Annotated in this window: 11 protein-coding genes and 1 pseudogene; all 12 read right to left on the bottom strand. The window is 54.0% G+C overall.

Annotated features, from left to right (window positions below; translation table 11 throughout):
* Positions 1-275, bottom strand: a 275-nt coding sequence (locus tag H097_RS28480) for a hypothetical protein (protein WP_206575967.1), incomplete at its 3' end; no start/stop codon positions are given.
* Positions 276-320: 45 nt separating this feature from the next.
* A complete protein-coding gene (locus tag H097_RS27475) occupies positions 321-1,994 on the bottom strand; it encodes a TniQ family protein (RefSeq protein WP_080761983.1) in 1,674 nt (557 codons plus the stop codon).
* Between the two features lie 316 nt (positions 1,995-2,310).
* Positions 2,311-3,468: a TnsD family Tn7-like transposition protein gene (locus H097_RS02990; protein WP_306108736.1), complete on the bottom strand. Its 1,158-nt coding sequence runs from the start codon at positions 3,466-3,468 to the stop codon at positions 2,311-2,313.
* Between the two features lie 54 nt (positions 3,469-3,522).
* A pseudogene (locus H097_RS29070) lies at positions 3,523-3,996 on the bottom strand (TniQ family protein); the annotation flags it as partial.
* Between the two features lie 15 nt (positions 3,997-4,011).
* A complete protein-coding gene (locus tag H097_RS02985) occupies positions 4,012-5,481 on the bottom strand; it encodes an ATP-binding protein (RefSeq protein ID WP_032857199.1) in 1,470 nt (489 codons plus the stop codon).
* Positions 5,478-7,646 carry a Mu transposase C-terminal domain-containing protein gene (locus H097_RS02980; protein ID WP_032857197.1) on the bottom strand — a complete coding sequence of 723 codons (2,169 nt, stop codon included), beginning with the start codon at positions 7,644-7,646 and terminating at the stop codon, positions 5,478-5,480. The genes H097_RS02985 and H097_RS02980 overlap by 4 nt, the downstream gene beginning before the upstream one ends.
* The gene (locus H097_RS02975) at positions 7,643-8,500 is read right to left on the bottom strand and encodes a TnsA endonuclease N-terminal domain-containing protein (RefSeq protein ID WP_032857196.1); all 858 of its coding nucleotides are present in this window, start codon (positions 8,498-8,500) and stop codon (positions 7,643-7,645) included. Before H097_RS02975 ends, H097_RS02980 begins: the two co-directional genes overlap by 4 nt.
* A 281-nt stretch (positions 8,501-8,781) precedes the next feature.
* The gene (gene glmS / locus H097_RS02970; RefSeq protein ID WP_032857194.1) at positions 8,782-10,614 is read right to left on the bottom strand and encodes a glutamine--fructose-6-phosphate transaminase (isomerizing); all 1,833 of its coding nucleotides are present in this window, start codon (positions 10,612-10,614) and stop codon (positions 8,782-8,784) included.
* Between the two features lie 10 nt (positions 10,615-10,624).
* Positions 10,625-11,392 carry a DeoR family transcriptional regulator gene (locus H097_RS02965; protein WP_032857193.1) on the bottom strand — a complete coding sequence of 256 codons (768 nt, stop codon included), beginning with the start codon at positions 11,390-11,392 and terminating at the stop codon, positions 10,625-10,627.
* 228 nt (positions 11,393-11,620) lie between these two features.
* The gene (gene glmU / locus H097_RS02960; protein ID WP_032857191.1) at positions 11,621-12,988 is read right to left on the bottom strand and encodes a bifunctional UDP-N-acetylglucosamine diphosphorylase/glucosamine-1-phosphate N-acetyltransferase GlmU; all 1,368 of its coding nucleotides are present in this window, start codon (positions 12,986-12,988) and stop codon (positions 11,621-11,623) included.
* Positions 12,989-13,111: 123 nt separating this feature from the next.
* Positions 13,112-13,528 carry a F0F1 ATP synthase subunit epsilon gene (locus H097_RS02955; protein WP_032857189.1) on the bottom strand — a complete coding sequence of 139 codons (417 nt, stop codon included), beginning with the start codon at positions 13,526-13,528 and terminating at the stop codon, positions 13,112-13,114.
* A gap of 45 nt (positions 13,529-13,573) precedes the next feature.
* Positions 13,574-14,950, bottom strand: a complete 1,377-nt coding sequence (gene atpD, locus H097_RS02950; protein WP_032857187.1) for a F0F1 ATP synthase subunit beta — start codon at positions 14,948-14,950, stop codon at positions 13,574-13,576.

The raw sequence follows: 14,950 nt of genomic DNA, 5'->3' as shown, positions 1-14,950 counted from the left end.
TATCGTAAGGGGGAAACGGTGTCCTGTCTTTCATGGGGCTCGTTCAAAAAGCTAACGTTTAGCCCTTTAGCTATGGTCTGATTTATGCCATTGCTCATGCTTGAATCCGACGTCAAAATAGATGCCGGTGTCTGCGGTACGTGAGCGATATCTGCTTCTGCGGCATAAATCCCGTATATGCGTAAACCGCTGCTATCGGTGCACATCCAATGCCCGATCAATACGCAATAGGCGTCGGTATTAACAATGACATCCAACGCCCAGCAATAAGCCACAAAAATCACCGGATCCAGAGCAACTGCGCCACGCCATAAAAATATCTACTGGAGCTTTGAATTGGACGCGATCATCTCCATGTATGCATTGCCACCCATGGGAATATCATAACCTGGTGGCCCTTCCCATTGCCGCGAGACACCGGTATTTCTAAGCATAACGTCAACCTTAATGCCGTCCTTAACCATGCTGTCTAAATCCCACTCGAAGTGATTTATGAGAGCCTGGCAGGCCACATGAGGCACTGTTGTCAATAATCTCAAGCTGGAGTTGTTTGGGGGTAACTTAAGCCTCGCGATCTCCGACATCGTCCATATAAATCTCCGTAACCTAAAATGCCAAAGAGACTCAAGATGAAGTTCAAGTTGAGCTGACAGCAATGGGAAAGACTTACGAGTCGCACGCTCCCTACTTACTTTTCGCGGCAAAAGTGCAAGCATGTTACTGATATTTACTCGCACCTGTTTTTGGGTGATGCGGTACAAGTTCTCAACGCCCTCTATAAGAATAGTTGCGTATTTTTCGTCCTCATCATTTACCACCGGCTCGACACTACTCTTCTGCATTAAGTTCCCTGTAATTTTACTCAACAACCAGTCCTTATCGTTTTCGTTGAGCCAACGGGTTACTTGATAAGCACTTACCCAAAGATAGTCCATACCAATGCCTGGCTTCACTTCAAGTAGCATTGAGATTTTTTCTCGATAAGCCTTTTTCTTATGTTCTGGCAAAGTTTTCTCTTTAAGACGGACCGTCGGGTTTGCCGAGCTAGCAAGTAGAGACTCTTCTGCCAAGCATTTCTCAAACTTTTCTGCACATCCAAAAAGATGGAGAGATATTAAAAGATGCCTTGCCAACGGCATATCAATTTGACCTCTTGTTGTCGATAGCCTAATCCATTGACTTCGAATTCCAGCTGCGTATGCCAAATCAATTTTCGAAATAATTTCATCGCTGAACTTATCACGAATACTGCTAAATAATTTAGCTGTGCCAATTAGGTTCCCATGAACAAACCCTTGCTTCTTTGCTTGACGCCGATAACAAGCAGCCAAAACCGTATATTCTATCGATGGCAGATTGCGTTGCAGAATATCATTTACAAAAACTGCAAACTCGCGCTCTTCATTTGAGGCGAGTGAGCGGTTCGTAGGTTTAACAGCGTTCCACCCGCAAGCACAATCATCGGTCAACCCCGGTAACAATCGGTTTTTACGATAGAAAGGGTGAGAGCAATTAGGGCAAGATTTAAGAAGTTCTTCACCGTGTCGCCAGCACGCTGTAACGCCCGGTACATGATGAGCTCGGTGCCAATATGCGTAGCCACACTCTATGAGGTCGGCCTGCACACAGGCCAAGCAAATTTTAGCTCTGCTATTCCTCGTACCTTCTCTCCTAGGCACTCGAGCGACATCAGATAAAACCTTGTCAAATTCCTTAGAGGATTCTTTTGATAATCCTATAAAAGGTTTGTAGGCTGGGAACGTAGTGTTAATCTCAAGCAACTCAGCCAAGTTGCCTTCTTTAACTCCCGGCAATCGAGAAGCAAGGTTTTCTAATTGCTTTGGTATGATAGATAGTTGGAATGGCGCAACGCCAAAAAGATCACGGAAAGTTTCTGCCTCGGTTTTGTTTCCGGACAAAAAATGGTATCTCGTAATACGAGATAATAGTGTCTCGTCTGGCATAGACATTGGGAAAAACAGAATACTGGACATGAGTAGCCGACTTTCTAGCGTGGGTCTGGTAGGACGCGAGTCCTGTGGATGGTGTTCTTTTATCACATATCACCGTGTACCCGGGTAAGGATTTTAAAAATGAACGCCATACAGTAGCGAACAGCCAGCAACTGTTTTATTAGAAAACAGCAGTTTTTACGCCAAAGTCAAAATACAATACACCACACATATAAATACTTTCACTGCACGCCTCGTCAAAATTCACACATCGAATCCACGCACAGCTCATATATATAGAGGCTTGTGCCGACGGCGTTACAGAGCAATATTCATACGCGGATCAGGGTGCCTTCACTCATATTTGGAGTTTTCTGAGACACGCTGTTCGATACAGCGCTGATTGAGTGATTGGCTTGCCGTCAAGTTTTAGCTTCCGCTCGGCCCAGCTCAGGCGCCGCCGATGGAATGCATCAAGGGTTTCGCATTCGGCTGCCAGTGCAGCCGCACAGTGCGGCAGCTTGTTGAGCTGCTTTTCAAACCTAGATAACACATGAAGCTCTCTGCCTATTTTTGTCCGTGAGATGCGGACAGGTTTACCTGGAAGCGCTCGTAACATTTCAGCGCATTGAACCACTTCGTTGGCAAGGTCAAGGTCGAGGTCTTTGAATCTTTCTGCCTGCTGTCCGCGCGGTCTGTGGGCTTTTCCTGGCTCTTGTGTAAGCTCGGACAGCCATTGCCGATCGTTTCGATGAAGCCACACATAATCTCGACACTCATGAGCTAGGCGAGCTCTGTATTCCCCGTCAAATCGGTTCCTCCTATCAACCAGCAGTTTCGAAAGCCTCGCCTCTTTCCATAGGTCAGGTCCATACGAAATCGCGCGTATCATTCGGTAGACGCATGTAACCGAGCTCCTTGTTTCTGACGCTATGGTCTTAGCGTTAGCCCCCATGAGCGCCAGCGTCCAGATCGTTTCAGATGCCTCACTCATATACTCATTGGTGCTTGAGCGATTGGTTGGAGATCTGTTGGCAGCTCGTCCACCAGGAGTTTCGCTATTGGCTGTTCGACTAAGCGACTCGGTAATAGGCCCGTTTGGCCGCAGTATCCTTTCCATATCGACCTTGAGCGCACAGGCCAGCAGGATGAATTTCAGCGGATGATGGGTGCCCCTCGGCTTACGCAAAAGCTTCACAATCCAGGCCGCCGGTATATCCGCAGACGACTTGCTCAGTATCGAGTATTCCCCTGAGGAGGGGAGCGCCTCAAAGAACGCAGACATGTGTCGCGCCAAAATGCCTAAGTGCAGCCGACCAGTATCGGAAGCCATTTTCAAGGCAATAGCGCTATCCAGAAACACCGAGCGAATCGCATCAGGACATAATGGCGGAACATCGGTCTCAAGCACCTGCATCGAACGCTGCGCTATTTCTTGCAGAGCACTTTGTAGATTTTGAGGGATGTCTAGCGAAATGGAGTGAGACTGAACGTCCTCATCGTCCGGTAAATGCATTCTTCGAGAGTTTCTGCTCAACCAGCGGTAATCAAGGAACCTCAACGGGGTTCCATGGTGGGGACAGATCAAAACGCCTGGAAGCTGATGCACACGGTGCCAGTACGCTGCTCCCACACAGGCCATGTCCTGTTGGACACAGTCGAAGCAAAATCGCACTCTCGAAGCAAACTCGAGTCGGCTCGCGATTAACCCCAACCTTAGCATCAACCCCTTGCCGTTTCCCGCCATCAAGATATTGGCGTCGTCCACCTGTTGCGGGGTCAAAAAAGGTTCGTAGTAGGGCAGTTGCGTATGGCGCTTTATAACAGCGGCTAGCGATAAGCCTGTATCACACGGCAGCGCCTCGACAAGCTCAGCTAGTCGACATGGAAAAGCAACGTTCTGCGAAAAGCATTTCGCGGACTGCGCTCCATCGAAAACTGCTGCGCAACTACGTACGCCACAGAGCCGGGCGTATCTTGAGAGAACGCTGTGAAGCGTCTCATCGTGGAAAACGGCCGGAAAGAAATGGAATTTGAGCCCCATTTCGTCACCCTTAATTCACCCCTTCCGATACAACGGAGAAAACTCAAAGAGATCACTGCTTATCCAACCGGCGCTCTTCAACGCCTCAATGGAGTCTTCACTTTCACTTAGCGCCTGTGCCTCTGAGGTCTCAACCGCCACCGCCGCAGGTGACTGCGATTTGACTTGGTTAACGGCCGCCACATTAGGTTTGGTAGCACTATTGTCGCTGCGACTGATGACACTGCGCAGCAATGCCAGTCGCTCCGGCCGAGCCACACCATCGAACGCCATCATGTCGCTTAGTTGGTCTTCAATCGGAAGCAAATCATCGAACTGCCGCATCCGTTTCGGATCTCGGCTTCGCAGAGCGGACAAAGCTGGCTTCAATATCTGCATCTTGGTGTTGCTCACCAACGCAATTGTCTCGGCGGTAACGCATTCCGAACCACTCTGGATCGCATACCTTTGACTGAGCACCAAAAGCTTCACCAAAAAGTCGGTGACCCCTTGTGTATGCTCATACAGCGCATCAAACACATCCTCTGTCAGTTCGACCGGCTGCTGGTACCACTGATAGCTCCAGAGGTTTTCAACAAGCATGCGCCACTCGTCATCGTCCTTCTCAAAACGTTTAAATTCGAGTACCCCGACGCCGCAGCAACGCCTTGCGTTGCGCATGACGTCCGAAAATAGGCTGATCATCGAATTTGTCCCGATGAACACCACAGGAATTCCGATGTTGTTCACTAGATGGAGGAAGAAATTCAGCATGTTGTCCTTGCCCCCAGTTTTCGCGAGGTGCAGGTTCTGAAGTTCGTCGATCAGCAAAGCTCCGATGAAAAATGTACTCGCAACCTGTTCCATTTGTTGCAACGAGTCATTGATGTTCCGAGCCCTATACCGCTTGTAGTAATCCTCATCACCTAAAGCTCGCCCGACCGCATAGAAAAATTGCTGACAGAAGCCTGCCAGCGAACCATCTCGGGGGCAGTCAAGCTTGAGCCAGGTGATCTGGGTATGAACGAACTGCTTTCCTTCATAACGCTCGTGGCGAATCGTTTGAGGGTAGAGACTCAAAATGGCTTCGAGTGCGGTGGACTTTCCAATGCCACTAAGGCCAACCAGACTGAACGTTTCGGCAGTGGACTTAAATCCATCGTGGTAGCGCTGTGCGCCCGAAAGTGAGTGAAGATGTCTGACAGTGTCTGGAGAGGTCGGGTTGCGTCCGACGTACCCACGTCGTACCAGCAATGAAAATACGGACTCCAGATCCATGTGGACCAACAAAGGCTGGACCACCGTTCTCAACCGGTCGATGCAGTGAACCCGAGTCGATCGGTCGAGGGTCAGCTCTTCTGGATCAACAGGACGGGGGAAGTTCGAGATTAGTTGCATTGCCACCTCTTCTGAGAAGATCGGTGGCAGCGCTTCGATGAGTGGATTTCCCGCGTAGTCCGCTATCGCCTGCTTCGTGTAGCTTGCGAAAACTTGGGCGCCTTTCATGAGTTTTGTCCTGGGCGCAGGCGTTTGAGCATATCGATAACCTGAGCGCTGCGAGGGCCGGCAAAGTTTTCTGAGCGATCTTGGGAGATCTCTGTCTTGAGCACAGGCGATTCAATCCTTACACCCTCTGGCACATGGGCGGTCTCACGCTCCTTGAGGCGCTCAACGGCGCGATTCTCACGAATATTTCCAATCATCTCAGCTTTGGTCGCAGGCGCTGGCTCATCATTTCGCTCAGCGATCGCACCGCTGACGACTTGATTAACTTCCTCCAGCAGCGAAATCCGACTCTCCAACTCAGCGCGTTTATGAGTCGGTGGAGTCTGGCGGTAAGCTTCGAGCAGATCGAAAATCTCATCGGATCGATAACCAGCATACTTGCTATCAGACTTACGCAAATCGCAACGGATGAACTGTTTGTTGTCTCCCCGAATCCAGATATGTGCTGAGGAATTTGGGTCATACCAACACTCTATCGACCAAACCCCGCGGCTACGGGCCTTCGCAAACCAGTTGTTCTCGATCGCTACATCACAGACATAGTGCATCCCTCGGAATAGCACACCACCCTTTTGCACCGTCGCTTGCTCGCGCGGAAGCAAATGGAGATAGACCAGCTCGTCGGGATGATTGTTTGGTTCGACATGACCATTTTCTAATGCCCAAGTCCAGATACCTGACGGCGTCGGATCGACACCGTCGTTCATCATCTCTTGAGTGAGCCTGTCGGGCTGCCTGTTGAAGCGGTTATAGTGAAGGACACACTGGATGATAATCTTGGTGAACTCTTTAATGCTCAGCGTTGCATCGAGTCGGTAATCTCGCTCGCCACGTTCCTTCTCCCTAGCAGCTACACCACCAGGAAGCCACCTGATGCCTGTCAGGTTGTTCAGGATACCGAACCGGCTCTCAACCATCGACTTCCAGTCAGGGCGGTAAGGCGGAGCGATTCCCAGCTCGATATTCAGGCCAGTGGCAAGACCCTCAGCTGCTTTCCCCAACATCTCGCCTCGATCAGCGTAGATGTGATGTGGGAGGTGATGACAGGCCCATTCCCCTGAATCGATTGTGACCCCATTGGTAGCGCAAAACTCAACCTTCGAAGTGAAAGCGTTGAAAAGCGCTTGCCTGGCTCCGTTCCAACTCGGGCCCTCTAATCCGATGTAGAGACCGACGATCATGCCGGAAAAGCTATCAATGACGACGTACACAACCGGCCGTCCAATGAGCATTCGCCTGGAGTATCCGTTCACGAGATAAATGTCCGCAATGGTGGCATCGATCTCAAACTGATGGCAGGGGCCACGAAGCCAGTCACGGACGGTTCCAGAAAGGGGGCGGCAATCTTTTAGCCACTTACGCATTCCCTTACGGCCACGTTCAGTTTCAACCTCGTCGAAATATTGCTTTCCCCAATAATCGAACTGTCTAAAGGAAGGAATTTCCGATTCGGGTAGCAAACGACCGCCTGATTCTGGATTTTTCGACAGGTCTTTCGCGGTATAGAACCTCCTGAGCATCTCAACATAGGCGTTGGTTATCGTAGAAGTCTTATCCCCGACAAATAACGAGTAGCCGATACGGATACAGCGCTTATCCACGGCATCGATAACCTTGGTCGGTGAAACGGCAATACCTTGATACCTTGGCTTCCTACCTGGGGGCTTTGCGGGATCATACTTGCGCTCAGGAACTCCGACGCCCGCATAGTTTTTCAAGAGCGCATTTCGAACTTGGCCATTGATCCAGTAACGGTACAGAAGTCGATAGATGCTCTTGCGCTGTATACCGAGCTCAACAGCTCTAGCGCCGACCATTTGACCCATCTCACCAGGAGCGAATATCTGACCTGGATAATCTGAGTCGATCAGGGGTGCGATGATGTTCCACTTTTCATCCCTTTCCCGCTTCTTTTTCTCATCCAAGTCATCCTCTAACACTAAGAGAAACTCAGGCGTAACGACCTTGGCTAGCTTCGTATCACCTGCAATGACGGATCCGCGAAGCTCCTCCAGGCCTAAACCAATCGGCTGGCGGGGCGGATCCGTTAATTGGATCAAAACGACCGCATCGTATCGCTCATTGAGGTACAAGACCCTAACGAAGCCCGGCACGACGGAAAACTCAGTAAGCGGTTCGAAACAATCATTGACTTGGACTTTCATGATAGGCCCTCCGCCGTCAGTGAAATTTTCATTGGTTTCTCAATGATTTCAAATGTTGGTAGTGGCGCAGTCATTTGAATGGGAGTACCAACCAAATCTACCTTGATCGACTTAGCCCATATCAGGTGATGATATAAAGCCCGAGAGTCTTGATAGGAGATAAATAAACGTGCGGCAATCTTTCGCAGAGATTCAGCAGTACTCCACGGGTAGGGACGACAGCTCGCTAAGTGCCCCAGAAAATCTGTGTGTAATGATGGCTCTGCCAAGGCGCGCGGCAGTTGAGCGAACTTCCTGAGTAAGCCTAAATTCTTGATCAAATCGGGGCTGAACATTTCTTCAGTGACAATGGCCCAATCAACGTGTTGGCCAGTCCAGAAACGCTTTTCGATCTCAAATTTTTCCAACGTCCTCCTGGCTTTTTTGCCTTCGAGGTCAGTGCGGTATTTAATTGTTCTGGCTACGGATTTAAAGCTGCCATCGGGCTTTTTTATCGTTAATAAAAAATCCGTGGTCATAACGTAAGGAAGCACTGTCTTCGGATACTTCGGGTATCGCACTCCCATAGAGCTCGCGATTGCTTGAGCACTTTCTCGCGGTAGCAATGGATACTGCTCGCGTATATCCACAACATTTTCCGAAAATTCACATACCAAAAAATAGGCGCGCTCTAGGTCGGAAAAGAGGTGATGGAGGCGATCGATCTTCACACCTTGGATCTTGTGGGAGCGTCCTCTGGAAGGCACGTCTTGGACGCGCAGCCACGGCAGATAACTGGCACCAGCTCCGCTACCGAATCCATTCGAAATATGCCGCTGAATATCTGTCTCAGACGAAAACCTACGACCGCGCAATGCTACCTCCTTCGTCCGCCGGGACCGCCTCTCCTCGCCCTGAAAAATAGTTATAGGAAAAAATCGCCCACCACCTGTTCATGGTACAGCCCTCTTTAGCCTACTCCCGGAGCGGAACGAAGCGGAGAATCTAGACCGATGGCTCAGCCAAAAAATGGAAAACCCCGTAAATACGGGGGTTTCGGCCTTGTGTCAATCTATGTTACGGCGTGTCAATCTTTATTGTTAAGTGTCAATCTTTATTGTTAGTAGCCACCACCCTTTCTCATTCCCGATAGACGTTACTCAACCGTCACCGACTTGGCCAGGTTACGCGGCTGGTCAACGTCGGTGCCCTTGAGCACGGCCACGTAGTACGACAGCAATTGCAGCGGGATGGTGTAGAGGATCGGTGACAGGGTGTCGTGGATGTGCGGCATGTTGATGACGTGGGTGCCTTCACCATTGGTCATGCCGGCCTTTTCATCGGCGAATACGATCAATTGGCCGCCACGGGCGCGAACTTCCTGCAGGTTGGACTTGAGCTTCTCCAGCAGTTCATTGTTCGGCGCAACGGTGACCACCGGCATGTCGTCGTCCACCAGGGCCAATGGGCCGTGCTTGAGTTCACCGGCCGGGTAGGCTTCGGCGTGGATATAGGAGATTTCCTTGAGTTTCAGGGAGCCTTCCATCGCCACGGGGTACTGTGCGCCACGGCCGAGGAACAGGGTGTGGTTCTTGTCGGCAAACAGCTCCGCGACTTTCTCTACAGTGCTATCCATAGCCAGGGCTTCGCCCAGGCGAGTCGGCAGGCGGCGCAGTTCTTCCACCAGGGTGGCTTCGACGCCTGCGCCCAATGTGCCGCGCACCTGGCCCAGGGACAGGGTCAGCAGCAGCAGGCCCACCAGTTGGGTGGTGAAGGCCTTGGTGGAGGCTACGCCGATTTCGCGGCCGGCCTGGGTCAGCAGGGTCAGGTCGGACTCACGCACCAGGGAGCTGATGCTGACGTTGCAGATCGCCAGGCTCGCCAGGTAGCCCAGCTCCTTGGCATTACGCAGGGCGGCCAACGTGTCGGCGGTCTCGCCGGACTGGGAGATGGTCACGAACAGGGTGTCAGGCTGCACCACCACCTTGCGGTAGCGGAACTCGCTGGCGACTTCGACCTGGCACGGGATGCCGGCCAGCTCTTCCAGCCAGTAACGCGCGACCATGCCGGCGTGGTAGCTGGTGCCACAGGCGACGATCTGCACATTGCGCACTTTGGCGAACAACTCGGCGGCTTGTGGGCCGAAGGCGTTGACCAGCACTTGGTTCTGGCTCAGGCGACCTTCCAGGGTGCGCTGCACCACGGAGGGTTGCTCGTGGATTTCCTTGAGCATGAAGTGGCGGAACTCACCCTTGTCGGCGGCTTCAGCGCCATCACGGTACTGCACGGCTTCGCGCTCGACAGAATTGCCGTTGACGTCCCAGATCGCCACGCTTTCACGGCGGATGTCGGCGATATCACCTTCTTCCAGGTACATGAAGCGGTCGGTGACCTGGCGCAGGGCCAGTTGATCGGACGCCAGGAAGTTCTCTCCCAGGCCCAGGCCGATCACCAGTGGGCTGCCACTGCGGGCGGCAACCACACGGTCCGGTTGGCTGGCGCTGATCACGGCCAGGCCGTAGGCGCCATGCAGTTCCTTGACCGTGGCCTTGAGGGCGGTGGTCAGGTCGTTGTGGTCCTTGAGCTTGTGGTTGAGCAGGTGGGCGATGACTTCGGTGTCGGTGTCCGAGGTAAAGACGTAGCCCAGGCCCTTGAGCTGTTCGCGCAGCACTTCGTGGTTCTCGATGATGCCGTTGTGCACCACCGCAATATCACCGGAGAAGTGCGGGTGGGCATTGCGTTCGCACGGCGCGCCGTGGGTCGCCCAGCGGGTGTGGGCAATACCCAGGCGGCCTGCCAGGGGCTCACCGGCCAGGGCCTGCTCCAGTTCGCTGACCTTGCCTGGGCGGCGCATGCGCTCCAGCTTGCCAGCATTACTGAAGACCGCGACACCGGCACTGTCGTAGCCACGGTATTCCAGGCGCTTGAGGCCTTCGAGCAAAATGGCGGTAACGTTTCGTTCAGCGACTGCGCCTACAATTCCACACATGGTTTCTCTCCTAGATGACTGCCGCGCAAATCAGCGTAATGCCGCGGGCTTGAATCTGGTCGCGGGCCTCAAGCGGCAGGCGATCATCAGTAATAAGGGTATGGACGCTGCTCCAGGGCAGTTCCAGGTTGGGGATCTTGCGGCCAATCTTGTCGGACTCGACCATCACCACCACTTCGCGGGCAACTTCGGCCATCACGCGGCTCAAACCCAGCAATTCATTGAAGGTGGTGGTGCCGCGCTGCAGATCGATGCCGTCGGCGCCGATGAACAGTTGGTCGAAGTCGTAGGAGCGCAGCACTTGTTCAGCGACCTGGCCCTGGAACGAGTCCGAGTGCGGGTCCCAGGTACCGCCAGTCATCAACAGCACGGGCTCATGTTCCAACTCACTCAGGGCACTGGCCACATGCAGGGAGTTGGTCATCACCACCAGGCCGGGCTGATGGCCCAGTTCCGGAATCATCGCGGCGGTGGTGCTGCCGCTGTCGATGATGATCCGTGCATGTTCACGCAGGCGTTTGACCGCCGCCCGCGCGATGGCGCGCTTGTGCACAGAAATCGGTTGGGCAGGATCGCCGACCAGTTCCTGGGGCATGGTGATGGCACCACCGTAGCGACGCAGCAACAGGCCGTTGCTTTCCAGCGCGGCGAGGTCCTTGCGGATGGTCACTTCGGAGGTTTCGAAACGCTTGGCCAATTCGTCCACGCTCACTTCACCCTGCTCGGTGAGCAAAGCCAGGATGTTGTGGCGTCGTTGAGGTGTATTTCGTTTCGACATGGTGATGATAAGTTTCGTTTCGAAAGATAACGAAGGCAATCAAAACCTATCGGCGGGAAATCGTCAAGCGGCGGATGCACTTTTTTGAAAACAACATAGATCCAATGTGGGAGCGGGCTTGCTCGCGAAGGCGGTGCATCAGATACACGTTCAGTGACTGGCACTCCGTCTTCGCGAGCAAGCCCGCTCCCACAATGGAATGGCGTTGCTAATGAGGTTGTGGATAATTCAGGTCTTTTTGATTTTGACCGGGCGTTTCCAACCGTCGATGTTGCGCTGGCGGGCGCGGGCCACACCTAGTTGCAAGTTATCCACATCCTGATTAATGGTGGAGCCTGCAGCCGTGCTGGCACCATCACCCACCTTCACAGGGGCAACCAGCGAGTTATTGGAGCCGATGAATACATCTTCACCCAGCACGGTCTGGTGCTTGTTGGCGCCATCGTAGTTGCAGGTGATGGTCCCTGCGCCGATGTTGGTGCGCGCACCGATAACGGCGTCGCCCAGGTAAGTCAGGTGACCCGCCTTGGCGCCCTCGCCCAGGTGGGCGTTTTTCAGTTCGACAAAGTTACCCACATGGGCCTTGGCTCCCAGCACGCTACCCGGACGCAACCGCGCGAACGGCCCGGCATCGCTGCCCTCGCCCATCACTGCACCGTCGATATGGCTGTTAGCCTTGATCACCACGCCTTTGCGCAGGGTGCTGTCCTTGATCACGCAGTTCGGGCCGATGACCACGTCATCTTCAATCACCACGCGGCCTTCGAGGATCACGTTGATATCGATCAGCACGTCGCGGCCCACGGTAACCTCACCGCGTACGTCGAAACGCGCCGGATCGCGCAGCGTCACGCCCTGAGCCATCAAGCGGCGGCCTTCACGTAGTTGGTAGTGACGCTCCAGTTCCGCCAGTTGCTTGCGATCGTTGGCGCCCTGCACTTCCATCGGGTCGTGGGGCTGCTCGGTGGCGACCACCAGGCCATCATTGACGGCCATTTCAATCACGTCGGTGAGGTAGTACTCACCCTGGACGTTGTTGTTCGACAGACGACTCATCCAGTCCGCCAAATGAGTCGCCGGCACCGCGAGAATTCCGGTGTTGCCTTCGGTAATTGCCCGTTGGGCCTCAGTGGCGTCCTTGTGCTCGACGATGGCTGTGACCTTGCCGTCGGCATTGCGCACGATACGGCCGTAACCGGTCGGGTCGTCCAGTTCGACGGTCAGCAGCCCCATCTGGCCAGGCACCACGTGTTTGAGCAGGCGCTGCAGGGTTTCTACTTCGATCAGCGGCACATCACCGTAGAGGATCAGCACGGTGTCAGCCTTGATGAACGGTACGGCTTGCGCCGTGGCATGACCGGTACCCAGTTGCTTGTCCTGCAATACGAAATTCAAGTCGTCGGCGGCCAGACGTTCACGCACCGCATCGGCACCGTGGCCAATCACCACGTGGATACGCTGTGGCGCCAGTTGCCGGGCGCTGTGGATAACATGGCCGAGCATGGAGTTGCCAGCAACCGGGTGCAGCACCTTGGGCAGGGCTGAACGCATGCGAGTGCCCTGGCCTGCGGCGAGAATGACGATTTCAAGAGACATGAATGGCTACCAATCCTGGGCGGTCCGGCTTCAGACCAAAGAAGTGTTTTGCTAAAAAAGAAAAAGGGTAGCCGAGGCTACCCTTTTTAATCAATCACACATGAAGCATGACGGCGAGGCCGCTTACTTCTTGCGGATCTGCTGGAGAGTACGCAGCTGAGCTGCGGCCTCGGCCAGACGTACTGCAGCAGCGCTGTAGTCGAAGTCTGCGCCTTTTTCGTGCAGGGCCTTCTCGGCAGCCTTGACGGCTTCCTGAGCGGAGGCTTCATCCAGGTCGCCAGCACGTTGCACAGTGTCGGCAAGCACCTTGACCATGTTCGGCTGAACCTCAAGGAAACCACTGGAGATGTAAAACACCTCACGTTCCCCGCCTTGCTTGGTCAGCGTGATCGGACCTGGCTTCAAGCTGGTAATCAGCGGCGCGTGCCCCATGGCGATACCAAGATCACCCAGAACGCCGTGCGCTGTTACAAACTCGACCAGACCGGAGAAGATTTCCCCTTCCGCACTGACGATATCGCAATGGACTGTCATAGCCATCTGATTGCCTCAACCTAAATTAGCGCCCGTTGCCGGGCGCTGGGATTACAGTTTCTTGGCTTTCTCGATCGCTTCTTCGATGCCGCCGACCATGTAGAACGCTTGTTCTGGCAGGTGGTCGTAGTCACCGTTGAGGATGCCTTTGAAGCCAGCAATGGTGTCTTTCAGGGAAACGTATTTACCCGAGGCACCGGTGAAGACTTCAGCCACGAAGAACGGCTGCGACAAGAAACGCTGGATCTTACGAGCACGGTTTACCAACTGCTTGTCGGCTTCCGACAGCTCGTCCATACCCAGGATCGCAATGATGTCCTTCAGTTCTTTGTAACGCTGCAGCACGTACTGAACGCCGCGAGCGGTGTCGTAGTGCTCCTGGCCGATCACGTTCGGGTCCAGCTGGCGCGAAGTCGAGTCGAGTGGATCGACCGCTGGGTAGATACCCAGGGAAGCGATGTCACGGGACAGTACGACGGTGGCGTCCAAGTGGGCGAAGGTGGTCGCAGGCGATGGGTCGGTCAAGTCATCCGCAGGTACGTATACCGCTTGGATCGAAGTGATCGAACCTTCCTTGGTCGAAGTGATACGTTCTTGCAGAACGCCCATCTCTTCAGCCAGGGTCGGCTGGTAACCTACTGCCGAAGGCATACGGCCCAGCAGTGCGGATACTTCAGTACCGGCCAGGGTGTAACGGTAGATGTTGTCGACGAACAGCAGAACGTCGTTACCTTCGTCACGGAACTTCTCGGCCATGGTCAGGCCAGTCAGTGCTACGCGCAGACGGTTACCCGGCGGCTCGTTCATCTGACCGTAGACCAGTGCCACTTTGTCCAGAACGTTGGAATCCTTCATCTCGTGGTAGAAGTCGTTACCCTCACGAGTACGCTCACCCACACCCGCGAACACGGAATAACCGCTGTGCTCGATGGCGATGTTACGGATCAGTTCCATCATGTTTACGGTCTTGCCTACACCGGCACCACCGAACAGACCGACTTTACCGCCCTTGGCGAACGGGCAAACCAGGTCGATAACCTTGATGCCGGTTTCCAGCAGGTCGTTACCGCCCGCTTGCTCGGCGAACGAAGGTGCTGGACGGTGAATGCCCCAGCGCTCTTCGGTGGCGATCGGGCCAGCTTCGTCAATCGGGTTGCCCAGTACGTCCATGATCCGGCCCAGGGTCGCTTTACCGACCGGTACGGAGATGGCAGCGCCAGTGTCGACAACGTCCAGACCGCGCTTCAAGCCTTCGGTGGAACCCATCGCAATGGTACGAACTACGCCGTCGCCCAGTTGCTGCTGAACTTCCAGGGTAGTTTCCGCGCCTTGTACTTTCAGCGCGTTGTAGATGCTCGGTACGCTGTCGCGTGGGAATTCCACGTCGATAACGGCGCCGATGATTTGAACGATACGTCCGCTACTCAT

This window comes from Pseudomonas sp. FH4 (assembly GCF_000510915.2).
GTDB classification, from domain to species: Bacteria; Pseudomonadota; Gammaproteobacteria; order Pseudomonadales; family Pseudomonadaceae; genus Aquipseudomonas; species Aquipseudomonas brenneri.
This window is presented reverse-complemented; position numbering and strand designations above follow the sequence as displayed.